Annotated in this window: 24 protein-coding genes; 13 read left to right on the top strand and 11 right to left on the bottom strand. The window is 61.3% G+C overall.

The genetic code is table 11. The features are described from left to right. Positions 1–122 precede the first annotated feature (122 nt). The gene (locus N8H71_RS12730; RefSeq protein ID WP_262194248.1) at positions 123–638 is read left to right on the top strand and encodes a transporter suffix domain-containing protein; all 516 of its coding nucleotides are present in this window, start codon (positions 123–125) and stop codon (positions 636–638) included. 24 nt (positions 639–662) lie between these two features. Here N8H71_RS12730 and N8H71_RS12725 read toward each other — a convergent pair whose 3' ends face one another. Further along, the gene (locus tag N8H71_RS12725; RefSeq protein WP_262194247.1) at positions 663–1439 is read right to left on the bottom strand and encodes an NAD(P)H-dependent oxidoreductase; all 777 of its coding nucleotides are present in this window, start codon (positions 1437–1439) and stop codon (positions 663–665) included. An 84-nt stretch (positions 1440–1523) separates the two neighbouring features. Here N8H71_RS12725 and N8H71_RS12720 point away from each other — a divergent pair, with 84 nt between their 5' ends. Then, positions 1524–2417, top strand: coding sequence for a LysR family transcriptional regulator (locus N8H71_RS12720; protein ID WP_262194246.1), 894 nt, complete (start codon positions 1524–1526; stop codon positions 2415–2417). Positions 2418–2662: 245 nt separating this feature from the next. Then, on the top strand, positions 2663–3448 hold the full coding sequence (locus N8H71_RS12715) for a DeoR/GlpR family DNA-binding transcription regulator (RefSeq protein ID WP_262194245.1): 786 nt from the start codon (positions 2663–2665) through the stop codon (positions 3446–3448). Between the two features lie 125 nt (positions 3449–3573). Here N8H71_RS12715 and N8H71_RS12710 read toward each other — a convergent pair whose 3' ends face one another. The 4 genes from N8H71_RS12710 to N8H71_RS12695 all read right to left on the bottom strand — a co-directional run bounded on the left by N8H71_RS12710 (position 3574) and on the right by N8H71_RS12695 (position 8697). Further along, positions 3574–4857 carry an NAD(P)/FAD-dependent oxidoreductase gene (locus N8H71_RS12710; RefSeq protein WP_262194244.1) on the bottom strand — a complete coding sequence of 428 codons (1284 nt, stop codon included), beginning with the start codon at positions 4855–4857 and terminating at the stop codon, positions 3574–3576. A 144-nt stretch (positions 4858–5001) separates the two neighbouring features. Beyond that, on the bottom strand, positions 5002–6366 hold the full coding sequence (locus N8H71_RS12705) for a glutamine synthetase family protein (RefSeq protein ID WP_262194243.1): 1365 nt from the start codon (positions 6364–6366) through the stop codon (positions 5002–5004). A 422-nt stretch (positions 6367–6788) separates the two neighbouring features. Next, positions 6789–8135: a chromate efflux transporter gene (gene chrA, locus N8H71_RS12700; protein ID WP_262194242.1), complete on the bottom strand. Its 1347-nt coding sequence runs from the start codon at positions 8133–8135 to the stop codon at positions 6789–6791. A gap of 40 nt (positions 8136–8175) precedes the next feature. Next, positions 8176–8697 (bottom strand): GFA family protein, encoded by a 522-nt coding sequence (locus N8H71_RS12695; protein ID WP_262194241.1) that lies wholly within the window; start codon positions 8695–8697, stop codon positions 8176–8178. 239 nt (positions 8698–8936) lie between these two features. On the opposite strand from N8H71_RS12695, the gene N8H71_RS12690 reads away from it, so the two are divergent. The 3 genes from N8H71_RS12690 to N8H71_RS12680 all read left to right on the top strand — a co-directional run bounded on the left by N8H71_RS12690 (position 8937) and on the right by N8H71_RS12680 (position 12136). Then, the gene (locus N8H71_RS12690; RefSeq protein WP_207985767.1) at positions 8937–9821 is read left to right on the top strand and encodes a LysR substrate-binding domain-containing protein; all 885 of its coding nucleotides are present in this window, start codon (positions 8937–8939) and stop codon (positions 9819–9821) included. Between the two features lie 99 nt (positions 9822–9920). Next, the gene (gene aguA / locus N8H71_RS12685) at positions 9921–11036 is read left to right on the top strand and encodes an agmatine deiminase (protein WP_262194240.1); all 1116 of its coding nucleotides are present in this window, start codon (positions 9921–9923) and stop codon (positions 11034–11036) included. 2 nt (positions 11037–11038) lie between these two features. Continuing rightward, on the top strand, positions 11039–12136 hold the full coding sequence (locus tag N8H71_RS12680) for an extracellular solute-binding protein (RefSeq protein ID WP_262194239.1): 1098 nt from the start codon (positions 11039–11041) through the stop codon (positions 12134–12136). Between the two features lie 105 nt (positions 12137–12241). Here N8H71_RS12680 and N8H71_RS12675 read toward each other — a convergent pair whose 3' ends face one another. Together N8H71_RS12675 and N8H71_RS12670 are read right to left on the bottom strand one after the other, a co-directional pair. Further along, a complete protein-coding gene (locus tag N8H71_RS12675; protein ID WP_262194323.1) occupies positions 12242–12862 on the bottom strand; it encodes a DNA-3-methyladenine glycosylase family protein in 621 nt (206 codons plus the stop codon). A gap of 50 nt (positions 12863–12912) precedes the next feature. Continuing rightward, positions 12913–13995 carry a bifunctional transcriptional activator/DNA repair enzyme AdaA gene (locus N8H71_RS12670; protein ID WP_262194238.1) on the bottom strand — a complete coding sequence of 361 codons (1083 nt, stop codon included), beginning with the start codon at positions 13993–13995 and terminating at the stop codon, positions 12913–12915. 109 nt (positions 13996–14104) lie between these two features. On the opposite strand from N8H71_RS12670, the gene N8H71_RS12665 reads away from it, so the two are divergent. Next, a complete protein-coding gene (locus N8H71_RS12665) occupies positions 14105–14518 on the top strand; it encodes a VOC family protein (protein ID WP_262194237.1) in 414 nt (137 codons plus the stop codon). Here N8H71_RS12665 and N8H71_RS12660 read toward each other — a convergent pair. After that, positions 14515–15135 carry a LysE family translocator gene (locus tag N8H71_RS12660; protein ID WP_262194236.1) on the bottom strand — a complete coding sequence of 207 codons (621 nt, stop codon included), beginning with the start codon at positions 15133–15135 and terminating at the stop codon, positions 14515–14517. The two genes, N8H71_RS12665 and N8H71_RS12660, sit on opposite strands and share 4 nt — an antisense overlap. 275 nt (positions 15136–15410) lie before the next feature. Here N8H71_RS12660 and N8H71_RS12655 point away from each other — a divergent pair, with 275 nt between their 5' ends. Beyond that, positions 15411–16016: a biliverdin-producing heme oxygenase gene (locus tag N8H71_RS12655; RefSeq protein WP_262194235.1), complete on the top strand. Its 606-nt coding sequence runs from the start codon at positions 15411–15413 to the stop codon at positions 16014–16016. Further along, positions 16013–18250: an ATP-binding protein gene (locus N8H71_RS12650; RefSeq protein WP_262194234.1), complete on the top strand. Its 2238-nt coding sequence runs from the start codon at positions 16013–16015 to the stop codon at positions 18248–18250. Before N8H71_RS12655 ends, N8H71_RS12650 begins: the two co-directional genes overlap by 4 nt. Here N8H71_RS12650 and N8H71_RS12645 read toward each other — a convergent pair. Then, a complete protein-coding gene (locus tag N8H71_RS12645; RefSeq protein ID WP_262194233.1) occupies positions 18228–19013 on the bottom strand; it encodes a type 1 glutamine amidotransferase domain-containing protein in 786 nt (261 codons plus the stop codon). The genes N8H71_RS12650 and N8H71_RS12645 overlap by 23 nt on opposite strands. Positions 19014–19155: 142 nt before the next feature. Here N8H71_RS12645 and N8H71_RS12640 point away from each other — a divergent pair, with 142 nt between their 5' ends. Further along, positions 19156–19743: a LysE family translocator gene (locus tag N8H71_RS12640; protein ID WP_262194232.1), complete on the top strand. Its 588-nt coding sequence runs from the start codon at positions 19156–19158 to the stop codon at positions 19741–19743. 358 nt (positions 19744–20101) lie between these two features. After that, positions 20102–20473 carry a DUF6124 family protein gene (locus tag N8H71_RS12635; RefSeq protein WP_262194231.1) on the top strand — a complete coding sequence of 124 codons (372 nt, stop codon included), beginning with the start codon at positions 20102–20104 and terminating at the stop codon, positions 20471–20473. A 70-nt stretch (positions 20474–20543) separates the two neighbouring features. Here the strand turns inward: N8H71_RS12635 and N8H71_RS12630 are convergent, their stop codons facing one another. Both N8H71_RS12630 and N8H71_RS12625 read right to left on the bottom strand, forming a co-directional pair. Next, the gene (locus tag N8H71_RS12630; protein WP_262194230.1) at positions 20544–21377 is read right to left on the bottom strand and encodes a helix-turn-helix transcriptional regulator; all 834 of its coding nucleotides are present in this window, start codon (positions 21375–21377) and stop codon (positions 20544–20546) included. 35 nt (positions 21378–21412) lie between these two features. After that, positions 21413–21916 carry a VOC family protein gene (locus tag N8H71_RS12625; RefSeq protein ID WP_262194229.1) on the bottom strand — a complete coding sequence of 168 codons (504 nt, stop codon included), beginning with the start codon at positions 21914–21916 and terminating at the stop codon, positions 21413–21415. A gap of 263 nt (positions 21917–22179) precedes the next feature. Here N8H71_RS12625 and N8H71_RS12620 point away from each other — a divergent pair, with 263 nt between their 5' ends. Continuing rightward, on the top strand, positions 22180–22428 hold the full coding sequence (locus N8H71_RS12620) for a transmembrane sensor/regulator PpyR (RefSeq protein ID WP_262194228.1): 249 nt from the start codon (positions 22180–22182) through the stop codon (positions 22426–22428). Positions 22429–22430: 2 nt separating this feature from the next. Then, positions 22431–23585, top strand: a complete 1155-nt coding sequence (locus N8H71_RS12615) for an NnrS family protein (protein ID WP_262194227.1) — start codon at positions 22431–22433, stop codon at positions 23583–23585. The last annotated feature ends 4 nt before the right edge of the window (positions 23586–23589 follow it).

The raw sequence follows: 23589 nt of genomic DNA, 5'->3' as shown, positions 1-23589 counted from the left end.
TCCAGATCGGAATTTTCAATGCAGCATAGACCCCGGATTGCAGGTTGAAAGGCCAAATCACCTGCTACGCTTTTTCAGGCGAAGTTCATCGATCTGCGCCCCTGACGAAAGGTATGGAATCCATGGAGACTGCTCAAAATCCGGTTGAACCGACCGGCGCCAACTGGCGCTTCAAGGTCGGCGTGGCGATCATCTGCGTGATGCTCGGTTCATGGCTTCTGGTGCCGCTCGCAGCCGCCCTTGATGTGCCAGGCTCGAAAGTCGCGGCGCTGACTGGCGTGCTGTTCATCAGCAACAAGGTGCTGCTGTTGCTGGTGATCGCCGTGATGGGCAAGGCCGGGTTCGCCGAACTCAAACGTACGATCGGCCGCTATATCTCGGGCGTGCTACCGACGCCGGTGGCCGAAGTCAGTCCGATGCGACACAAGATCGGCGTGGTGATGTTCTGCCTGCCGCTGTTGTCGTCCTTTCTGGAACCTTATTTCGACAACTTCTTTCCGGGCGTGCGACCCAACCTCTGGCAGATGCAGGCGCTGGGCGATCTGATGTTCATCGGCAGCTTTTTTGTGCTCGGGGGCAACTTCTGGGACAAGGTGCATGCGCTGTTCGTGCGCACGGCGCGGGTGGTCACGGAATAAAACAAGGGGGCATTGCCCCCTGTGTCATTTGATGTGCGCGGCGAATCCTTCACTGTCCGGCGCAATTTCGCTTTTCAAGGTCAGTGCCGGAATCTCGTAATCACCGGCATTCTGCTGCCGGAAGGCAATCGGCCGAGTGCTCCAGAGTTCATCCAGACGCGCGCCGAGTTGTTCGCAGGTCTGCGCAAATCGTGCCTCATCCATCCGGCTGGTGCGGTACACCACGAACGGCGGCAGCACGTCGAAACCGGGGTAATGCAGGATCCCGTGCTGAATGGGAAACAGCAGATCATCTATGGGGCCATTGATACCGCGTGGACTGTAATGCGAATCCCAGCCACCGGTCGTGACCATCAGCATCGCCCGCTTGCCTTGCATGTTGCCTTCGCCGTAACGATTGCCCCAGCGAACATCGGAGTGCTCGCCGACGCCGTAGGCAAAACCATAGGCGTAGACCCGTTCGACCCAGCCTTTGAGAATCGCCGGCATCGAGAACCACCACAGCGGGAACTGCAGGATCAGCGTGTCGGCCCAGCGCAGTTTTTCCTGCTCGCCGGCGATGTCAGCGGATTGCCGACCTTCGGCGTAGGCGATCTTTGAATCCAGCGAAGCGTGGAGGGGACGGCTGGTGTCGCGCTCCGGGCTGTCTTCGGCGTCGAGGGTGGTTTTCCAGTTCATCGCGTACAGGTCGGACACCTGCACGTTGTGTCCGGCGGCTTCCAGGCGCTGGACGGTGAAGTCCCTGAGCGAGCCGTTGAGTGAGGTAGGTTCAGGGTGGGCATAGACCAAAAGGACATTCATGTTGAAGCTCCGTTGTCGAGTGACAGCAGGATCGGCGTTTGCCGGGTATATTGGAAATGAATGTCTGATATGTCTGGTATAGCCATGAATAATTTAAGACGGCTGGATATCAACCTGCTGCTGACCCTCGATGTGCTGCTCGCCGAGCACAACGTCACTCGCGCCGCCCAGCGGCTGAACCTGTCGCAACCGTCGGTAAGCGTGCACCTGGCCAAGTTGCGCGACATCTTCGGCGATCCGCTGTTGCTGCCCGGTCCTCGGGGCATGCGCCCGACGGCGCGGGCCGATGAGCTTCGCGAGCCACTGCGCGAAGCCCTGGAAGCGCTGGAGCGGGCAGTGGCACCGGCCAGTGCATTTGATCCGGCACAGGCGACGCATACCTGGAAAATCGCGGCGACCGACTATGGCGGCTCGACCATCGTGTTGCCGGCCCTCGGCAGCTTGCGCGCGCAAGCGCCGGGTACGCGTCTGGCAGTCATCGACCTGGTGCCAAAGCAAATGGTCAAGCAGGCGGAGCAGGGGATATTCGATCTGGCGCTGCACATCACGGAAGACGCGCCGCCGGAGTTGCGTCATCGCACGCTGTTCACCGAACGTTACGTATTGGCCGGACGCGTCGGGCATCCGGGGCTGAGCGCCGTACCGACTCGCGAGCAATTCTGCGCACTGGAGCACGTCATGGTGTCGCGGGAGGGCGGGGGCTTTTTCGGGGTGACCGACAAGGCGCTGGCGGATGTGGGGCTGTCGCGAAAGGTCGTGCTGTCGGTGCCGCACTTTCTGCTGGTGATGTCGGTACTGGCCAGCACCGACCTGGTGGCGATGCTGCCGTCACGCCTGGTGCGTGACAACCCGGCACTGCAAGTGGTCGCCGCACCGCTGGAGGTGCCGGGCTACGAGATGGCGATGTTCTGGGGTGAACGATCCCACCGTGATCCGGCGCACAAGTGGCTTCGCGAACACTTGGCCGCGTCGGTCTGAATCAGGCGTGGCCGAGCGCGATGGCGAACGACACGACGACCATGCAGGCGAAGGCGAAATTGAGGTTCATGGGGTATTCATCCTGATCTTTTTGAAAGTGGGGCCATTTTGAACAAGTCCCGCAAGAAGAAAAAATTCGACTTGTTGATTTCAATGATTGAAACCATTGATACCAGCGTTGTGTTTGGCGATCGGCTTGGCTACTCTCGCAAAACCTGCAATTACAAGCACAAACAGGCAAAACCATGCACGATCATTCCGCTGCCGAACTACCGTCCGTGCGCCGGCAGAAAATCCTTCTGATCCTCGAACGTGACGGCAAGGTCATGGCGTCCGAGCTGAGCCAACACTTCGCGGTGTCCGAAGACACCATCCGCCGCGACCTCGCCGAACTGGACAACGCCGGGCTGGTACAGCGAGTACACGGTGGGGCGCTGCCCCGGCCCAAGGACACCGGCAAGGATTACTTCACACGTCTCGACGAGATCGATGAGGTAAAGATCCGCCTGGCACAATTGGCCGCGCGCAAGGTACAGAACGGCCAGACCGTGATGTTCGATTCCGGCTCGACCACGTTGCAAGTGGCGCGGTCTCTGCCCAGGGACATCAGCCTCACGGCGGTCACGGCATCGCCGATGACGGCGATTGCGTTGTCCGAGTATCAGGGCATCAAAGTGATTCTGGCGGGCGGGCAGTTGAACCCGAAAACCATGTCGGCTGGCGGACATGAGGCGCTGCGGCTGCTGTCGGGGATCAAGGCGGATCTGGCGATCACCGGGGTCTGCGCGATTCATCCGGAGGTGGGCATCACCTCGCTGCATTTCGATGAGGTGCAGGTCAAGCAGGCGCTGCTCGATTGTGCGGCGCGGGTGATTGCCGTGACCACGGCGGACAAGCTCGGCGCGGTGGAACCGTTTGTGGTGGCGCCGTGCGAGCGCTTGCACACGCTGATCACCGAACGGCATGTGGCGTCGGGGAGTGTTGAGGATTATCGGCGGTTGGGGATTGAGGTGGAGCAGTCGCCTGACTGAGGTTTTGTGGTGAGTTTAAAGGCCTTTTCGCGAGCAAGCTCGCTCCCACAGGGTTTGGGGGGTACCTGTTTTGAGTACGCCTCGGACTTTGTGGGAGCGAGCTTGCTCGCGATGGGCCCGCTCGATCAGCGCAGTTTTTCGAGCATTTGGTAGTACCACATGCCCGCCGCCAGCATCGGATTCCCCAGCAGATCCCCCATCGGCACGCGAATGTGCGAGCACGCGGCAAACGTGTCGAACTGCTCCAGTTGCCCGGTGATCGCCCGGCTCATGATTTCGCCCATGATGTGCGTCGTGGCGATGCCGTGGCCGGAATAGCCCTGGCAATACCAGACGTTGTCCGAGAGCTTGCCCAGTTGCGGGATGCGGTTGATCACGATGCCCATCGCGCAGCTCCACTGATAATCGATCTTCACCCCTTTGAGTGCCGGGAAAGTCTGTTCGATGCACGGGCGCAGTTCGCCCGCGATGTCCCGTGAGTCTTTGCCGCTGTAGTTGGCGCCGCCGCCGAACAGCAGGCGACCGTCGGCGGTGAGGCGGTAGTAATCGAGGACGAAGCGGCAGTCGTAAACGGCGAGGTCTTCAGGGTTGATCTGCCGGGCCAGATCCCCCAGTGGTTCGGTGGTGACGATGCCGCCCATGGCCGGGAAGATCTTGCCCTTGAGCTGGCCCGGTTCGAGCTTGTGGTAGACGTCGCCGGCCAGCAGCACCTGATTGGCGTCGATCTGGCCGTGGGCGGTGCGCACACCCGGGTTGTCGCCGTGAATGATCTCCAGCACTTCACTGTTTTCGAAGATCAGCGCGCCGAGGCTTTCCGCTGCCCGAGCCTCGCCGATGCACAGGTTGAGCGGGTGCAGGTGCATGTTGCGGGTGTTCTTGATTGCGCCGTGATAGAGCTCGCTTTGCAGCAGATCGCGCACCTGGCTGCGGTCGAGCAGGCTGACTTCATCACCCATGCCGCGACGTACGGCTTCATCGTAGTCGCTGCGCAAACCGGCCATGTGGCTCGGCTTGTAAGCTGCATGCAAATGGCCGTGCTTGAGATCGCAATCGATCGCGTACTTCTCGACCCGTTGCTTGATGATTTCGTGGCCGCGCCAGCGCAGGTGCCAGATGAAATCATCGACCTCATCGCCCAATGTGTTGCGCATCTGTTTGCGCATCGCACCGTCGCCGGACAGGCTGCCGGTGACCTGGCCGCCATTGCGACCGGTGGCGCCCCAGCCGATCTTGTGGCTTTCGACGATGGCCACTTTCAGGCCTTTCTCGGCCAACTCGACGGCCGTGGCGACGCCGGTGAAACCGCCGCCGATGATCACCACATCGACCTTGTGCCTGCCTTGCAGCGTCGGGTAGTCGGTGTCGCGGTTGAGGGTCGCGGTGTAGTAGGAATTGGTGCGTTGAGTCATTTCAGTGTCCAGATTCGGGAGTCGGTGCACGGACCCTGTGGGAGCGAGCTTGCTCGCGAAAGCGATGTGTCAGTCACCTGAAGTGTTGAATGTGACGACGCCTTCGCGGGCAAGCCCGCTCCCACAGGGGGGAGTTGTGAAGGATCAGGCTTCGGTCAAGTACCAGCGCCAGTCCTGCTCGCCCACTTCAGCCATGAACTGCCGGTATTCCGCACGTTTCACTGCCAGATACACGCCGAGGAATTCCTGCCCCAGCGCATCCCGCGCCCACACCGAATTTTCCAGCGCCGTGAGCGAAGTCAGCCAGTCGGTCGGCAGCAATTCCTTCGCCTGCGCGTAACCGTTGCCTTCCACCGGCTCGCCCGGATCGATGTCCTCTTTTATCCCGCGATGAATGCCTGCCAGGATCGCTGCAGCTGCCAGATACGGGTTGGCATCGGCGCCGCAGATGCGGTGTTCGATGTGCCGGGTGCTGGCTGGGCCGCCGGGTACGCGCAGGCTGACGGTACGGTTGTCGACGCCCCAGGTCGGCGCCAGTGGCGCGTAGCTGTTGGCCTGGAAACGACGGTAGGAGTTGGCGTTCGGGCAGAACAGCAGCAGCGAATCGAGCAACGACGCAAGCATCCCGCCAATCGCCGTGCGCAGCAGCGGGGTGCCGGCAGGATCTTCGGAGGCAAACAGATTGCGCCCCTCGGCATCGGCGAGGCTGACGTGCATGTGCATGCCGGTGCCGGCCAGGTGATCGAACGGCTTGGCCATGAAGGTCGCCTGCATCCCGTGCTTGTGCGCCACGGCTTTGACCAGTCGTTTATAGCGTACGGCCTGGTCCATCGCCTCCAGCGCATCGCCGTGTTCGAGGGTGATTTCCACCTGGCCCGGCGCGTATTCCGAGATCGCCGTGCGCGCCGGAATGCCGTGCAGTTTGCAGGCGCTGTAGAGGTCGGCGAGGAACGGTTCGATCTGCTCCAGCTCACGCAAACCGTAGACCTGCGTGTGCCTCGGTCGACCGCCGTCGGCATCCAGCGCCGGTTGCGGGCGACCGTTGTGATCGCGCTTGGCGTCGAGCAGATAGAACTCCAACTCGCAGGCCATCACCGGGTGGTAACCCTCGGCTTTCAAGCGGTCGATGACCTTGATCAACAGATGACGCGGGTCGGCGATGCTCGCCGGCATGCCTTGTTCCGGGTGCATGCTGACCTGCACCGCAGCAGTCGGAATCTGCCGCCACGGCAGGCGCACCAGACTGCCTTCCAGCGGGTAGGCGCGGCAGTCGATATCGCCGACGTCCCACACCAGACCGGAGTTTTCCACGTCTTCGCCATGCACGGTCAGGCCGAGGATGGTGCTTGGCAGCGGGCGGCCGCTTTCGTACACGGCGAGCAGCTCTTCGCGGTGCAACAACTTGCCGCGCGGCACGCCGTTGGCGTCGAGGATGAACAGCTCGATCATGTCGATGTCGGGGTTCTGCTCGAGAAAGTTACGGGCGTCTTCAATGGCTGCGAATTTCATAATCAATCACTCACGATGGCGCCGCACAGGCGCGCAGATTCGGGCCGGACGCAGCTCGGCAAAAGGCGCGGGCGTCCTGGCAGGGATATCGAAAAAAGAGGGGGACTGTCGCGATTTTTACCGGCGCGATCAGACGGGCAGGCAGATATCCGGCGGGCGTGCGGAGTGACGCAGCTTGGAGCGGCTCAGGGCCATGGGGAGATTGACGATGCGATTCATGCGCGGCCCCTGTGAAGGAGGGCGCACAGTGCAGAGACGTTCAACGATTCTGATTGTTGTAGTGACGTGCTCATGACGCGTGTTTCCGTTGGCGGAAAACGTCGGCGACGGGAGCGTCCCGCCATGCCGGTGTGGCTGGATAGTAAGGGGGAATCCCCGGCCAAGTAAACGCCTGATTCCGCAGCATGTTGCGCGTCCCCGCTTCAGCTCAACAGATGAAAGCCCAGCCCGACGAGGGCGCAAACGATCAACACCTCGATCACGCCGCGCTTGAAAAAGAACAGGGCGAGGGTGGCCATGAGGGCCAGCACGATCGAGAAAATATCGGGCTGACCGATAAAACCGTTGGGCCAGAACACGTGGTAAGCAAAGAAACACACCAGATTCAGGATCACCCCGACCACCGCTGCCGTGATCGCGGTCAGTGGCGCAGTGAATTTCAGCTCGTTATGAGTCGACTCCACCAACGGCCCGCCCGCGAGAATGAACAGGAAAGAAGGCAGGAAGGTAAACCAGGTCACCAGCGTCGCGGCCAGCGCACCGGCGGCAAACGCATGGTCCGGACCAAACGTCGGTTGCACGTAAGCCCCGACAAAACCGACAAACGCCACCACCATGATCAGCGGCCCCGGCGTGGTTTCACCCAACGCCAGACCGTCGATCATCTGCGTCGGCGTCAGCCAGCTGTAGTGCCCGACCGCGCCTTGATACACGTAGGGCAGCACGGCGTAAGCGCCGCCGAACGTCAACAGCGCCGCTTTGGTGAAGAACCAGCCCATTTGCGTGAAGGTGCCACCCCAGCCGAACAGCGCCGTCAGCAACGCCATCGGCAGGCACCACAGCAACGCGCCGATCAGTGCCAGGCGCAACAGCCTCGGCAGGCTGAACCGCGCATGCTCGGGCGGCGGTGTGTCGTCATCGATCAACGCCGGGCCGAAGGATTTTTCGCTGCCGCGATGGCCGCCGTTGCTGAAGCGTTGCGGTGCCCAGCGTCCGCCAAAATAGCCGATCAATGCCGCGCCTAGCACGATCAGCGGGAACGGCACGTTGAAGGCGAAAATCGCCACGAACGCTGCCCCGGCAATCGCCCATAACCAGCTGTTCTTCAACGCTCGCGAGCCGATTCGATGGGCTGCGTGCAGAACAATCGCGGTGACCGCCGGTTTGATCCCGTAAAACACCCCGGCCACCACCGGTACGTTACCGAACGCGATATACACCCACGACAGCGCGATCAGGATCAGCAGAGACGGCAACACAAACAGTGCGCCAGCCAGCACGCCGCCACGGGTCTGGTGCAGCAGCCAGCCGATGTAGGTCGCCAGTTGCTGGGCTTCCGGGCCGGGCAGCAACATGCAGTAGTTCAGTGCATGCAGGAAGCGCCGCTCGGAAATCCAGCGCCGCCGCTCGACCAGTTCCTGATGCATGATCGCAATCTGCCCGGCCGGACCGCCGAAGCCGATGCAACCGAGTTTGAGCCAGAAACGCCAGGCCTGGCGCAGGTTGACGGAGTCCGGTCGGGGCAAATCCTGTTGGGGTGTCCTGCTCAAGGGGCGTTCCACGTTCAAATCGGTGGGAGCCGCTATCTAATCAGTCTTTTGCCGGATTCGACAGGGGGCTATCCGTGCGTTGCAAGTGAAGGCGTTCATGCCACTGGGCGATGGATTCTTCGGGGTAGACCTCGAACTGCAGGTCCTTGGCGCTCGCTTGCACTTCGACCCACGGTGCCTTGGAGCCGAGCATCAGATGGGTGTGTTCCGGTGGCACCGGCAACGGCGTGTCGATGGCCGAAGCGAACGGATGGACCAGCTCCGGCCACTCCGGGCTGAACAGCCACAGACCGCTGCCGCACAGCGAGCAGAAGTGCCGCTCGGCGGTGCTGCGGTGGGCGCGTGCATCGCCTTCGTCTTTCATTTTCGCGTGGTAGATCGTGATGTGTTTGCGACCGCGCACCTTGAGGCTGGCTGCGTCGCCGCCGAGGTTGATCGCATAGCCGCCACCGCCCTGGGTCTTGCGGCAGATCGAGCAGTAGCAGCGCTGATAAGGGTAGGGGTGGGCGCTGTCCAGGGTGAACGAAACCGCGCCGCAGTGGCAGGAGCCTTCGAGGTGCATGAGTGGCCTCCGGTTGGGCTTTTTTGTCGATGCAGTTCAGCCTAGAAAAGATGTTGCGCCTGTGCCGCCGCTATCGCGAGCAAGCTCGCTCCCACAGGTTTTGCGGTGTGCCCTCAATCTTTCAAACTCCGAATAACCCTGTGGGAGCGAGCTTGCTCGCGATGAGCAATTACGCGGTACAACTGGACGCTCACGAATTCGAAGGTCAGCATGTCCGCAAAAAATCGGGACCCAAACCCATGCGCCGACTACCTTCCCTGGCCGCCCTGCGAACCTTCGAATGCGCCGCCCGCCACGCGCATTTCGGTCGGGCCGCCGCCGAGCTGTGCGTCACCGACAGCGCCGTCAGCCATCAGATCCGCCAGCTCGAAGAGCAACTGGGCGTGTCGCTGTTCATCCGCGAGGGCCGGCAGATTCGCCCGACCATCGCCGCCGGGCGACTGATGCAGAGCCTGCAACAGGCCTTCGAACTGATCGGTGATGCCTGCGACGAGTTGCGCGATCCGTCCTCGCTCGCGGTGTTGCGACTGGCGGTCACGGCGGAGCTGGCGCAGAAGTGGCTGATGAACCGTCTCACCGATTTCTACGCGCGTTATCCGCACATCACCTTGCACCTTTACGAACAACCAATCGACGCCACCGCGCCCGGCGAAGACATCGACCTGGCGATCACCTACGGCACCGGTCCGGTGGACAGCAGCGCGTATTTCGTCCGCCCGTTGCCGGCGTTGCAGTTTTTCCCGGTGTGCAGCCCCGGCCTGTTCAACCAGGGCACTCTGAAAACCCCCAAGGACCTGGCCCGCCATTGTCTGCTGCACGACGATCAGGACGGCAAGACCTGGACCGCGTGGCTCACCAGCCATGCCGGCGACCTGCGCCCGGAGCGCCAGTTGTATTTCGCCCACGCCGGCCTGGCGCTGGAAGCGGCGGCGCAAGGGCAGGGCGTGGCAATGGGCGACAACCTCACCGCGCAGGAGGACTTGCAGAACGGGCGTCTGGTACGACCGTTCACCTCCAGCATGACCGCCCTCGGTCAATATGCGCTGGTCTGCGAGCGGGTGCGGCTGGAGCGTCCGGCGGTGGCGCAGATGCTGGAATGGTTCAACGATCAACTCGCGGATTGATGAGTTGAATTCAACTGTTCCGAAATAATCATCGTTGGCGAGCCGACCGCCCGCGACCGTAGCCTGAGGTCATTCCCATCCCGATGACGAGGTTTGACCATGGCACGTTTGCTCGACACCACCCCGAAACAGGACGGCTTCCGTCTGCCCGGCGAATTCGAAGCCAAGTCCGGTTGCTGGCTTGGCTGGCCGGAGCGCACCGACGTCTGGCGCAACGGCGCCAAACCTGCGCAGAAAGTCTGGGTGCAGATCGTCACCGCGATTTCCCGGAGCGAACCGGTGACGGTCTGCGCTTCGGCCTCCCAGTTCGCCACAGCCCGCCGCCAGTTGCCGCCGCAAGTGCGCGTGGTGGAGATGACCTGTAACGACACCTGGTTTCGCGACAGCGGCCCGTGCTTTGTGGTCAACGACCAGAGCGGTGAAGTGCGTGGCGTCGACTTCGAATTCAACGCCTACGGCGGCCTCAACGGCGGGCTCTACTACCCGTGGGACAAAGACGACCAGATCGCCAGCAAGATCCTCGAAATCGAACGCTTCGACCGCTATCGCGCGCCATTGATTGCCGAACTCGGCGGCATCCAGAGCGACGGCCAGGGCAGCATCCTCACCACTGAGCAATGCCTGCTCAACCGCAATCGCAACCAGCACCTGGGCAAGGATGAAGTCACCCGCCGGCTGACCGATTACCTCGGTGCCGAGCAAGTGATCTGGCTGCCACGTGGTTGCAAGTTCGACGAAACCGACGGCCATGTCGACGATCTCGCGTGCTTCGTGCGCCCCGGCGAAGTGGTGTTGCAATGGACCGACAACCGTGACGATCCGCAGTGGGAAATCTACCAGGAGGCCTACGACATCCTGCGCAGCACCCGCGACAGCCGTGGTCGCGAACTGATCGTGCACAAGTTGCCGCAACCGGACGTACTGGAATGGACCGCCGAAGAAGCCGAAGGCCTTGATCAGCAGGACAGTACTCACACCCGCCAGGCCGGCACCAAAATCTGTGCGTCGTACATCAACTACTACGCCGGCAACAGTTCGATCGTGGTGCCACTGTTCGGTGATCGTAACGATCAAGTGGCGCTGGCGACCCTCGCCGAACTGTTCCCGCAGCACAAGATCGTCGGCATCGAAAACTCCCGGGAAATCCTGCTCGGTGGCGGCAACGTCGCGTGCATCACCATGCCGCAATACGCCGGCCAGAAAAAAGGAGCCTGACCATGGGCCTGCACAAACTGAGTAAAGCGTTATTGCTGGTGCTTGCACCCCTGTGTGTGCAGGCTGCCGAAACGGCGAAACCGGTGGTCAATCTGTACATCTGGGGCGAGTACCTGGCCCCGGATACCCTGAAGAATTTCGAGGCGAAAACCGGGATTCGGGTGGTCGCCGATCACTTCGATTCGCTGGAAACCGTCGAGACCAAACTGCTCACCGGCCGCAGCGGCTACGACCTGGTGCTGACCGCCGGCCAGCACCTGTCGCGGGCCATCGAGAGCGGCGCGATCCAGACCCTGAACAAGCAGCAGCTCCCGCACTTTGCCGGGGTCGGTGACGAGTTCCGTCAGCACATGGCGGTGTTCGATCCGGGTAATCGTTACGCCGGGATCTACGCGTGGGGCACCACCGGTGTCGGCTATCAGGAAGAGGCCGTGAAGCAACGCCTGCCGGACGCGCCACGGGATAGCTGGGCGATGCTGTTCGATCCGGCGGTGGTGTCGAAATTCGCCGATTGCGGGGTGAGTCTGCTTAACGATCCGAACGAAGTGTTCGCCGCGGTCATGAAGTACCTGGGCCTGGATATCAACCGCCAGAGCCTGGATGACCTGAAACTTGCCGAGCAGCAACTGGCGAAGATCCGCCCGTATATCCGCTATTTCGACAATGATCTGAACATCAGCGATCTGGCCAACGGCAATACCTGCGTGGCGATGTCGTGGAACGGCAACGTCGCCATCGCGGCGGGTCAGGCCGAAGCGGCTCACAAGCCGTTCAAGTTGAATTACCGGATTCCGAAGGAGGGCACGTTGATCTGGTTCGATGCCATGGTCATTCCCAAGGATGCACCGCACCCCGAGGCCGGGCTGGCACTGATGGATTACCTGATGACGCCCGAGGTGATCGCACCGATCACCGACACCATTCACTACGCCAACGCGATCACGGCAGCGGATGGCTTGATAGACCCGGCGATCCGCAATGATCCTGGGACCTATCCGCCGGAGGCGGTGAGGGCTTCGCTATATAGCAAGAACGACAATGGCAAAGCCTTCAACCGGGCATTGATCCGGGCGTTCAGTCGGTTGAAGTCCGGCCTTTGATGCAACATTGAACAGTCTGACGCAATCGCGAGCAAGCTCGCTCCCACACTTGAAATGCGATCCAACTGTGGGAGCGAGCTTGCTCGCGATGAACGATAACGCGGTCTACGGCTTGGCTACTCGCCACAAATACCACGCCGCCACGGTGCGAAACGGACTCCACGCCAATCCGATTTCAATCATCTGCTTGCGCGTCGGCTGCACCTCCAGGCCCTTCAGCCGCCGATAGCCCTCGCGCACGCCAAAGTCATCGGCCGGCAAAATGTCGGGGCGCTCAAGGCTGTAGATCAGCAACATCTCAACGGTCCAGCGCCCAACCCCGCGCAGGCTGACCAAGCGCTCGATCAGCGCTTCATCCTCCATCGCCAGCGCCGTGGCGTAATCCGGCACCACGCCGTCCAGAGTTGCCTGGGCAATTCCCTGAATCGTCGCAATTTTGCCCGCTGAAAACCCGCAACCGCGTAGCCGGTCGAAATCGGTCGCCAGAATCTGCTCCGGACGCGGAAACGATTGTTCGGGAAACAACCCCACCAACCGCCCGACAATCGCATCGCCAGCCTTGGCGTGCAGTTGCTGATAGGCGATCGCCCGCACCAGCGATTCATAGGGATCGCGTGCCGGATGTGGCTGATGCAGGCAAGGGCCGATCGCAGCGATGTGGCGCTGCCAGTCGGAGTCGAGGCTGGCCAGAAAGTCGCTGGCTGGTTGATAGGGGGCGGGTGTCAGCAACTTCAGTGATCCGTTGATTTGAAAGCCGGGAGGGCGGGGGCGGTTTGTCAGAAAACCAGCGGTTGCGTGAGCTGCACGGCGGCGTTTTCCAGCCTGAGCAAAAATGCCTTGCGTGGTTGTCCACCACCATAGCCCGTCAGCGAACCATCCGCACCAATCACCCGATGGCACGGCACCACGATCGACAAGCGATTGTGACCGTTGGCCAGACCCACGGCGCGACTGGCGCCCGGTTTGCCCAGCCGCGCGGCAATCGTGCCGTAAGTGCTGGTGTGGCCGTAGGGGATTTGCCGCAGTTCGCTCCAGACCTGCCGGGCAAACTCGCTACCCGGCAGGTGCAGCGGCACGCTGAATTCGCTCAGCTTGCCGGCGAAATACAGCGCCAGCTCGTTCTCGATCAGCTGCAAATGCGCGTTGTGCCCCGGTGCGACGACATAGCCGTAGCGATTTTGCAATTCTTCGACTTCCCGGGTCAGCGCCGGTCGGTCGAGAAACTCCAGCAGTACCAGCCCGCGCCGCTCGGCCATGGCGATCATCGGTCCCAGCGGGGTGGTCAGGCGAGTGAACAGCAGCGGTTCGCTGGCTGCCGCGCGTCCCGGCGTGATGTGGAACGACTTCTGAAACGCATCGCGAAAACCGCTGAGGGATTCATAGCCGGAATCGAATGCGGCGTGATCGATGGATGTGCCTTGCTTGATTCCGCCCAGTGCCATGCCGAGCCGGCGGGTGCGCAGCCACCCATGAAAGGTCATGCCGAAGTGCTGTTTGAACCAGCGCCGCAGCTTCAGTGGTTCGATGCCCTCGGCGAGCAATTGCGCATCGCTCCAGCGCAGTTCCGGATCGGCGTCGACGGCTTTCAATAGCCGTTGCACCCAGTCCGGGGCGATGGCCGCGGCGTCCAGTGGCTTGCAGCGCAAACAGGCGCGGTAGCCGGCGGACAGGCAGTCGTCAGCGTGGGCGAAGAACTCGACGTTTTCCGGTTTCGGCTTGCGCGCTGAGCAGGTAGGGCGGCAAAAGATCCCGGTGGTTTTCACAGCCGTGAAGAACACGCCTTCATAGGCAGTGTCGCTTGCGAGCATGGCGCGAACCATTTCGGCGTGAGGGGGCAGGGGAGCGGTTTGTATGTTCATGGGCCGAGGATAAAACCAGTTTTTCAATGGCTCCACCGAAAAATCGACAGTGAATTTTCGGGCCGCTGCACTACAGTGACCGGGTCGCTTCAATCAGGGAAATGAAGGTATGCCACCGTTCACGATTCAACACATCGATCACATCGTGCTGCGCGTCGCCGATCTGCAACGCAGCATTGATTTCTACGACCGGGTCTTCGGCGCCGAAGTGGTCAAACGCAACGAAAAGTTCGGTCTGGTGCACCTGCGCGCCGGTACGTCGATGATCGATCTGGTCGACCTTGACGGGGAAATCGGCCGCAAGGGCGGCGCCGCTGCAGGCAGCGAACGGCGCAATGTCGATCATTTCTGCCTGCGCATCGAACCGTTCGACGAAGAGGTGCTGGTCAGCCATCTGCAGTCCTGTGGCTTGAGCGTCGACAAGGCCGCCACCCGTTTCGGCGCCGAGGGCAACGGCTTGTCGTTGTACTGCTTCGACCCGGACGGCAATCAGGTCGAACTCAAAGGCCCGTCCGAAGCTTAGGCCCGTTTGGCCATCAGCAACACCGAAGCCGCCGCCGACAACAGCCCCGCGCAGCAGCGATTGAAAATCCGCTTGCCGCGCGGCTCGGCGAACCAGCGGCGCATGTGCAGGCCCATGTAGGCGTAGGCGCTGATGGCGATCCATTCCAGCAGCAGGAACAGCACGCCAAGCAACATGAATTGCGGGGTGATGGCGCGGTTCGGGTCGACGAATTGCGGCAGGAATGCGGTGAAGATAAGGATTGCCTTGGGATTTCCTGCGGCCACCAAAAATTCCTGACGTGCCAGTGCCAAAAGCCCGTTTGCTGGCGCCGCGACAGTGTCTTCGGCGGCAGGATTAGCCCGCCACAGCTGCCACGCCAGATACAACAGATACCCCGCGCCGACAATCTTGATCCCGTAGAACAACAGCTCGGAGGTTTGCAGCACCACCGCCAGTCCCGCCGCCGCGAGGGTGATCATCCCGGCGAATGCCAGCAACCGGCCGACACCTGCCATGCAGGCGCGACGATAGCCGTAGCGGGTGGCGTTGCTGACCGACAGCAGGTTGTTCGGCCCCGGCGCCATGTTCAAGGCGAAGCAGGCGGGCAGGAACAGCGAGAGGGTGGCGAGATCCATGGCGCGGGCTCCGGTGGCGGGAGCGCTATTTTTATCATGCAATCGAGTCGGCCCGAACCGTACAGTCAGGCGGCAGCGTCGCGGTACAGCGATGATCGGGCGTGAATCTGTTCGAACTTTCTGCCGCCCCGTCAACTCTGAATCGGTCACAGGGTGATGAATCCGCCAGAAAAAACCATCCATCGAGTCAGAAAGGACAATTGCCGTGTAAGCTTTCGCGCCATGCTTCTCCATTTCCTCATGGCCCCAGGCGGCCCACAGTACGAGCGATCTACATGCAAGAAAAGGCCCGTGAAGTTTATGTGCCACCCGTGTTGCAAGACCTGCGTGCCGGAACCGCCGAACTGCATATTGCACTGGAAAAACGCCTTCCTTTCTTCTCCGATACCCTTGATCTGCATACCTTCGAACGGCTGATGCGCGCCTATTACGGCTTCTATCAGCCACTGGAAGCCGCGTTGCAGGACAGCGGCGCAATCCCCGCCGATTTCGATCTGGTTTCACGCCTCAAGGCCCCGACCCTGCAACGCGATCTGCACGCGTTGGGCGCAAATGGCGCGGACCTTTCGATCTGCCACCAGTTGCCTGCCATCGACTCCGCCGCCGCATGCCTGGGCGTGCTGTACGTGCTGGAAGGCGCAACCCTCGGCGGGCAGATACTGCGCCGGGAAATCGCCACACGGCTGAATCTCGGCGCGGACAACGGCGCAGCGTTTCTGGACATTTACGGCGCAGCTACCGGCCGGCGCTGGCGTGATTTCATCGAATACCTGGGCAGTCGCCCGATGGACGCCGACGAGCGTGACGCCGTCGTGGCGGCCGCCCACACCACATTCAGCTGTTTCGAGCGCTGGCTCGAAACCCAGGAGGTTCTGGTATGAACCCGCAAGACAAAGAAGCCTTTGAAGAGTTGCTGGCCAACTGCGCCGACGAGCCGATCCGCTTTCCCGGCGCGATCCAGCCGCACGGTCTGCTGTTGACCCTGAGCGAACCGGAGCTTTCGATCATTCAAATCAGCGCCAACGTTGAGACGTTGCTCTCGCGCCCGCCACAAGGCCTGACTGGTCAGCCACTGGAGAGTCTGATCGGCGATGCCCACGCCGCGCAGGTTCGCGAGGCCTTGCAGCAACCGACCCTGTCCGACGCGCCGCCGCTGCATTTTCGACTCAACGGTACGGCGTTCGAAGGCTTGCTGCACCGGCATCAGGACGTGCTGATTCTGGAACTGGAAATCCACGTCGAAAACTTCCAGCCGCGCAACGTCGCCGGCACCGAAACCCACTTGGGGCGGATGCTCGCACGTCTGCAAAAGGCCCAGAGCCTGCAAGCGCTGTACGACATCAGCGTCAAGGAAATCCAGGCCATGACCGGTTACGACCGGGTGCTGATCTATCGCTTCGAGGAGGAGGGCCACGGTCAGGTCATCGCCGAAGCGTCCGATCCGTCGATGGAAGTCTTCAACGGTCTGTTTTTCCCGGCCTCCGACATCCCCGAGCAGGCCCGCGAGCTGTACCGCACCAACTGGCTGCGGATCATCCCGAATGCCGACTACCAACCGGTGCCGCTGGTGCCCAAGTTACGTCCGGACACCCAGACCCCGCTGGACCTGAGCTTCGCCACATTGCGCAGCGTGTCGCCGATCCACTGCCAGTACATGAAGAACATGGGCGTGCTGTCTTCGATGAGCATTTCCCTGCTCAAGGGCGACCGGCTCTGGGGCCTGATCAGTTGCGGTAACCGACAGCCGCTGCACGTTCCGCACGAGTTGCGCACGGCGTGCCAGACCATTGGTCAGGTGCTGTCGTTGCAGATCAGCGCGATGGAATCGCTGGAAGTCAGCCGTCAACGGGAAGAAAAGGTCGAGGCGCTGGCGCTGCTCAATCAGGCGATGATCGATTCGCCACAAAACGTCTTTGATGGCCTGGCCAATCAGCCGCAGGTCTTGATGGCGCTGGCCAATGCCGGCGGCATCGCGATCATCGAAGACAAGCAATTGCACCGTTACGGCAATTGCCCGGAGCCGGAAGAAATTCGCGCTTTGCACAAGTGGTTGCAGGAGCGCGGCGAGCCGGTGTTTGCCAGTCATCACCTGGCCAGCGTTTATCCGCCGGCCGCGCAGTATCAGCAGGTCGCCAGCGGTGTGCTCGCCATGAGCCTGCCCAAACCGGTGGACAACGGCGTGCTGTGGTTCCGCCCCGAAGTCAAAGAGAACATCAACTGGAGCGGCGACCCGCGCAAGCCGCTGGATCTGGAAAACTCCGACGCCGGCCTGCGTCTGCGGCCGCGTACTTCGTTCGAAATCTGGAAGGTCGAGATGGCCGGGATTTCCACCAAGTGGAGCCACGGCGATCTGTTTGCCGCCAACGACCTGCGCCGCTCGGCCCTGGAAAATGATCTGGCCCGTCAGGTGCGCCGCGAGCAGGAAGCGGTGCGCGCCCGCGACGAGCTGGTGGCGGTGGTTTCCCACGACCTGCGCAACCCGATGACCGTGATCTCGATGCTCTGCGGCATGATGCAGAAGGCCTTCAGCTCGGACGGGCCGCACACTTCACGACGTATCTCGACCGCCATCGACACCATGCAGCAAGCCGCCGGGCGCATGAACACGCTGCTGGAAGACTTGCTCGACACCTCGAAGATCGACGCCGGGCGTTACACCATCGCGCCGCAGAAACTCGATGTCGCGCAGATGTTTGAAGAGGCGCAATCACTGCTCGCACCGCTCGCGCTGGACAAGGACATCAGCATCTCGTTCGAGGCTGATCCCGACCTTAGCATCCATGCCGACCCCGAGCGGTTGTTCCAGGTATTGTCGAATCTGGTCGGCAACGCGATCAAATTCACCCCGCGCCTGGGCACGGTCGATGTGTATGCCAAATCGGTCGGTGACGAGATCGTCTTCACGGTACGCGACAGCGGCGAAGGCATTCCCAAGGATCACTTGCCGCACGTGTTCGACCGCTACTGGACGGTGAAGGAAGGCAATCCGACCGGCACCGGGCTGGGTCTGTACATCACGCAAGGTATCGTCGAGGCCCATGGGGGGCGGATCGTTGCCGAGAGTGAGCCGGGGCAGGGCAGCGAGTTTCGCTTTACGGTGCCGCGTCTGGACTGAGTCGCGGATCGCGATGGGTGGCCTGCAGCAGGGCCACCCATTCGGCGGCGAAGCGATGGCAATCGCCGGGCCAGCGCGCCGTCAGCAGTTGGCCGTCGCGCACCACAAATCCCGATTGAAGTTTATTCGCACAATCGCGTTTGGCGATCAGCGGCCCGCGTATGAAGTCGGATTTGCTGGCCAGTGCGGTCTTCACTTCCGCTTCGACGGTCTGCTTGTAGGTGCGGTAGTAGCGCCCCAGCCAGGCAGCCGTCATCAGCCACGCCGGCATCTCCATGGTTGCCGCGAGCAACGCCGTAACCTTGCGCCCGAACAACACCGAACGCCCGGTATCGGGATCAAGTGTCCGGGCCAGCAACAGCACGCCATGGCACACCGCTGCCACGGGTTTTTCGGCCTTGAAAAATTGCAGGGCGATCTGCTGGGCCTGCGTCGATTCCAGCAGCGTGCGCATTCCCTTGGCATGCCCGCCGGGAATCAATAAACCGTCAAACCGGGTCACGTCGACATCGGCATACGCCAGCGGCTGCTTGAACGCATCGGATTCGATCATCTGTGTGTAACTGGCCAGGTCGGCCTTGCGCGTCATCAGCATCGAACTCAACAGGCCGAAACCGATATCCACCAACCGTGGGTCGGCATGGGCGGGCAAGCCTTGGGGCGTGGCAAAACGTACTTCGATGCCCGCCTTGCGCAATGCCTGCCAGGGCACGCTGCTTTCGGTCGGATCGTAATCGGCGCTGGGCAGCAGAATCAGAATCATCGAGGGCAGACTTCCTGGTCAAAAGTGATCGCATAGCCAGAGCGTAGTGGGTCTGCGCGCGCGGGGGTAATTTCCTTCAATACCGCCTGCTGTGCGCCGGCTACCGTGAGCGCCTTGTTCCTCGATTTGAAGCAGGTGTGCGATGAGTCTGATTGTGTCGATGGCGGCGTTTGCCTTGGCCGCTTCCATTACCCCTGGGCCGGTGAATATTGTGGCGTTGAGTTCGGGTGCGCAGTTTGGCTTTCGCGCCAGTCAGCGGCATGTAGCGGGCGCAACGCTGGGTTTTGTATTGTTGCTGGTGTTGATGGGGCTGGGGCTGCATGAAGTGTTGAAACTTTGGCCGTCGCTGACCCGCGTCGTGCAACTGGCCGGGGTGGCGTTTCTGCTGTTCATGGCCTGGAAACTGGCTACCGATGACGGGCGGTTGAATACGGGAGAATCGGGCAGGGCGCCGTCGATGCTCTATGGCGCGGTGATGCAATGGCTCAATCCCAAGGCCTGGCTGGCCTGCGTGGCGGGGATGGGCGCGTTTGTCGCCGATGGCGAGGCGCAGTTGGTGTGGCAGTTTGCGGCGGTGTATCTGGTGATCTGCTATCTGTCGGTGGGTTGTTGGGCTTATGCCGGGACGTTCTTGCGAGGCTATCTCGGTAACCCGGCAGGGATGCGTTTGTTCAACCGGGTGATGGCGTCGCTGCTGGCGGTGAGTGCGGGGTATCTGTTGCTGCCGTAAGCGTGGCGGGGCTCGGGTTTAGAGGTGTTTAAGGATGCTTCCGACAAGCCACGCGAACTTGCGCCATTGCCTACGCATCCGCCAGAATCCGCCGGCTTGTGGGCCTTGAGGCGGGGTTCTATTGTTGCCGGGTCGCTGACGAATCAGCGATCGGGTTTCGCAGCCCGGATCAATCAAGGCGCCCAGCGCGTCGTTTCCGTTCAGTTTTTTTTTGGCTGATCGCGTAATGGCGGTTGTGCGCGGGATACCTTCGGGTATGCCGGGTTCCTTGATTCCCGGTCTGCGAACCCGCGTACAGCTGCCACCTCCTTCGTTTCGCAGCGAACCGTGGCAGCTCCATCAATCAGGGAGTTTTACCATGATCAAACCAACGCCAAACCCACCCGAAACCGACCCCACCTCACCCTACGAAACCCTCGATTCCAAGAAATTCCACGAAGCCGCCGACCGCGCCCTGGATCACTACCTCAGTCCGCTGCTCCCCAGAAAGCCGCTGCTCAAACCCAACACCCGTTACCTCATCGCCCCCGGTATCGACAGCGAAGAATTGCTGGCCGATGCCTGCGAAACCCTGACTTCGGCCAAAACCATGGCCACCGACTTCGCCGGACTGGTGGACGGCTCGCACCGGCACGTGCTGCTGGGGATTGCGCAATTGATCATGCTGGGGGAACTGGCGGTGAATCGCGTGCTGGATAATCTGGAGTTGAAGGCCGAGGCGCCTCTGTAACCTGATCGTTCCCACGCTCTGCGTGGGAACGATCCAAACCGAAACGGCCCAATGCGGGCCGTTTTTGCGTTTAACCCCGATACTGCCCCGGCGTAGCCGCCAGATGCTGTTTGAACGCCCGCTGAAAATGCGCCTGATCAGCAAACCCGGCCTCCAGCGCCACATCCGCAATCAACTGCCCGCGCCGCAAACACTCACGGGCAAACTGAATGCGCTGGTTAACCAGAAATGCGTGGGGTGTCATGCCGAAGTGCTGTTTGAAGGCGCGGATCAGGTAGGACGGTGACAGCTCGGCAGCGGCGCAGATGTCATCAAGGCTGAGCAGATCGGTACAGTGCTGGCGGATGAAGTCGGCGGCGCGTTCGAGTTTGAAGTTCGGCTCGCGTAGCCGTTGTTCGATGGGATTCAGGCGCAACTGCAGGTCGCTGAAAAACTCCACCGCCGCGCTCTGTTTGCGCAGCACGTCTTGCTGATCGTCGACCAACACGCCGTACAACGCATTCAAGTCGCGAAACAGGCGGGCGTCATTCAAGTGCGTATCGGAAAATCGCCGAAACTCAAGTTCCGCGCTGAACCCCAACTGATGCTGCAAGTCCGTCAGCCACGGCGTTTCCACATACAACATCAGATACGACCACGGCTGATCGTCAATCGGATTGCACGCGTGCACATCCCCCGGGTTCATCAGCACCACGGTGCCGGCCGCGACTTCGAACGAAGACTGCTCATGCACATAAGTGCTGCGTCCGGCGGTGATCGCGCCGATGGAGAAATGCGCGTGGGAGTGCCGTGAATAGCAGACCTCACGGCCATCGGCGATGCCCCGCGCTTCGATGAAGGGCAGGGCGTCGTCGCGCCAGAAGCGCGGGGCTTGTTCGGGGTTCTTGGCGGCAGCGTATTTCATCGTTGTCGTTCTCGGCAGGCCAGTGCCCGAGTGTATTAGCTCTGGCCGGCGAAGGCTCGCTCGAGTTCGGCGATGTCGAGTTTTTTCATCCCGAACATGGCCTGCATCGCCCGTTGGACCTTGGTCTGGTCGGGGTCGGTCATCATGTGCATGAACGCCACCGGCACGATCTGCCACGACACGCCGAACTTGTCCTTGAGCCAGCCGCATTGCTGCGCCTCCACCGGCCCGCCCGCACTCAGGTTGCCCCAAAAATGGTCGACCTCTTCCTGATTCTGGCAATTGACCTGAAATGAGATTGCTTCATTGAATTTGAACACCGGCCCGCCATTGAGGCCGGTAAAGGTGTGGCCGTCGAGTTCGAAACTGACGGTCATCACCGAGCCTTCCGGGCGGCCGTGAAACTCCTGGCCGACCTTGCTGTAGTGGGTGAGGGCGGTGATTTTCGAGTGATCGAAGATCGAGCAGTAAAACTTCGCCGCCGCTTCGGCCTGATCGTCGAACCACAGGCAAGGCGTCAGCTTTTGAAAGCGTTGCATGGCAGTCATCCTCGGCAGGTTAGACACGCTGGATTATTAGCGTAGTCAGTCTGTGGTCGGCTGGCGGTGCTATGGATCGAGTGGTTGGCTGTTGAGTAGATGGAATGTAGTCGTATTGACTTGTTGGATTGTCAATTTGACTCATTTTGTTTTGTGTCATATTGACTCGTATTTTCGCAACTGACTGATATCGCTGGACTAAAAATCTGGCACGCCAATTGAATTGCCTTACGTACAAACTGATCCGCTCAGGAGTACGAAGCATGTTCACTTTCTTCGAGAATCCGCTGAACGTTCTGCACCTGTCGAGCAAAGTGCTCGTCGCCGGTCTGGTCATGTTGCTGGCCGGGATCTATGGCGCTTATCTGTATCAGGGCCACATGCCGATTGCGTTGCTGGTGGCGATGCACGCCATGACCATCGTCGGCCCGACGCTGATCAAGATCGGCTATGTGATGCGGCTCCTGTCTCAGTATCGGCTCGGCCAACATCACGCCGCCGTGGTGGCTTGAACATGCGCAGACTCGCCGATGCACCGTTGTTCAGCCTGGGCTTTCGGCCGCTGTTTCTGGCCGGGGCCGGATTCGCCGCGCTGGCGATTTTGATCTGGGGGCTGTGGCTTTACGGTCGCTGGTTCAATCTGCAACCAGTGGGCGGCATGCTCGCCTGGCATCGACATGAAATGCCCTTCGGTTTTGCGGCGGCGATCGTTGCCGGTTTTTTGCTGACAGCGGTGCCCAACTGGACCGGCATTCCCGGTGTGCGCGGCGGTGCCTTGATCGCCTTGGTGTCGGTCTGGCTGCTCGGGCGTGTGGCCTGGTGGCTGCCGTTGTCGACCGGGCTGATTCTGGCGCTGCAATGGGGTTTTCTACCGCTACTGGCAGTGATGCTGGGACGGGATCTGGTCGCCGCCCGCAAACGTGATAACTACCCGATTGTGTTGGTGCTCGGGTTGATGGCGGGTTGTCAGGCGCTGACTTTGATCGGCCTGTACAACGACGACGCCGGCCTGCAACGCCAGGGTGTACTGGGGGCGTTGTGGCTGATTGCGGCACTGATGACCGTGATCGGCGGGCGGGTGATTCCGTTCTTCATTCAGCGTAGTTTGAACCGCCCACCGGCACCTGTCGCCAATCCACTGACAACGCGTTTGCTGTTGATCGGCAGCCTGCTGACCGCTGTCACTTTTGCGGCAGGCCTCAATGATTCGCCCCGGCTGTGGCTGGCAGTTTTGTTCATGCTGACCGGCAGTCTTCAGTTGATGCGGCTGATCCGCTGGCATGATCGGGGGATGTGGCGGGTGCCGCTGCTCTGGTCGTTGTACCTGGCTTACGCCTGGATGGCGCTGGCAACCTGGGCCATGGCGCTGTGGCATCTGGGCTTGATCGGGCAGCAAAGCCTGGCGACCCATGCATTGGCTGTCGGCGGGGTGGGCGGGTTGATTCTGGCGATGATCGCGCGGGTCAGCCTTGGCCATACCGGCCGGTTGTTGCAGCCCTCGAAAGGCATGGTGCTGGGCTTTGCGCTGGTGCTGATTGCGGCGGGTTGTCGGGTGTTGCTGGTGCCGTTTTCCAGTCTGGGGCTGGGGCTGTCCGTGGTGCTCTGGTGTGCGGGGTTCGCGCTGTTTTTGCGGCACTACACCGGGATTCTGCTCAAACCGAGGCTCTAGCGTT

Origin of the sequence: Pseudomonas koreensis, from assembly GCF_025447595.1 — a bacterium.
GTDB classification, from domain to species: domain Bacteria; phylum Pseudomonadota; class Gammaproteobacteria; order Pseudomonadales; family Pseudomonadaceae; genus Aquipseudomonas; species Aquipseudomonas koreensis_H.
The sequence above is the reverse complement of the archived record's forward strand: the minus strand, read 5'-3'. Positions and strand labels throughout refer to the sequence as shown.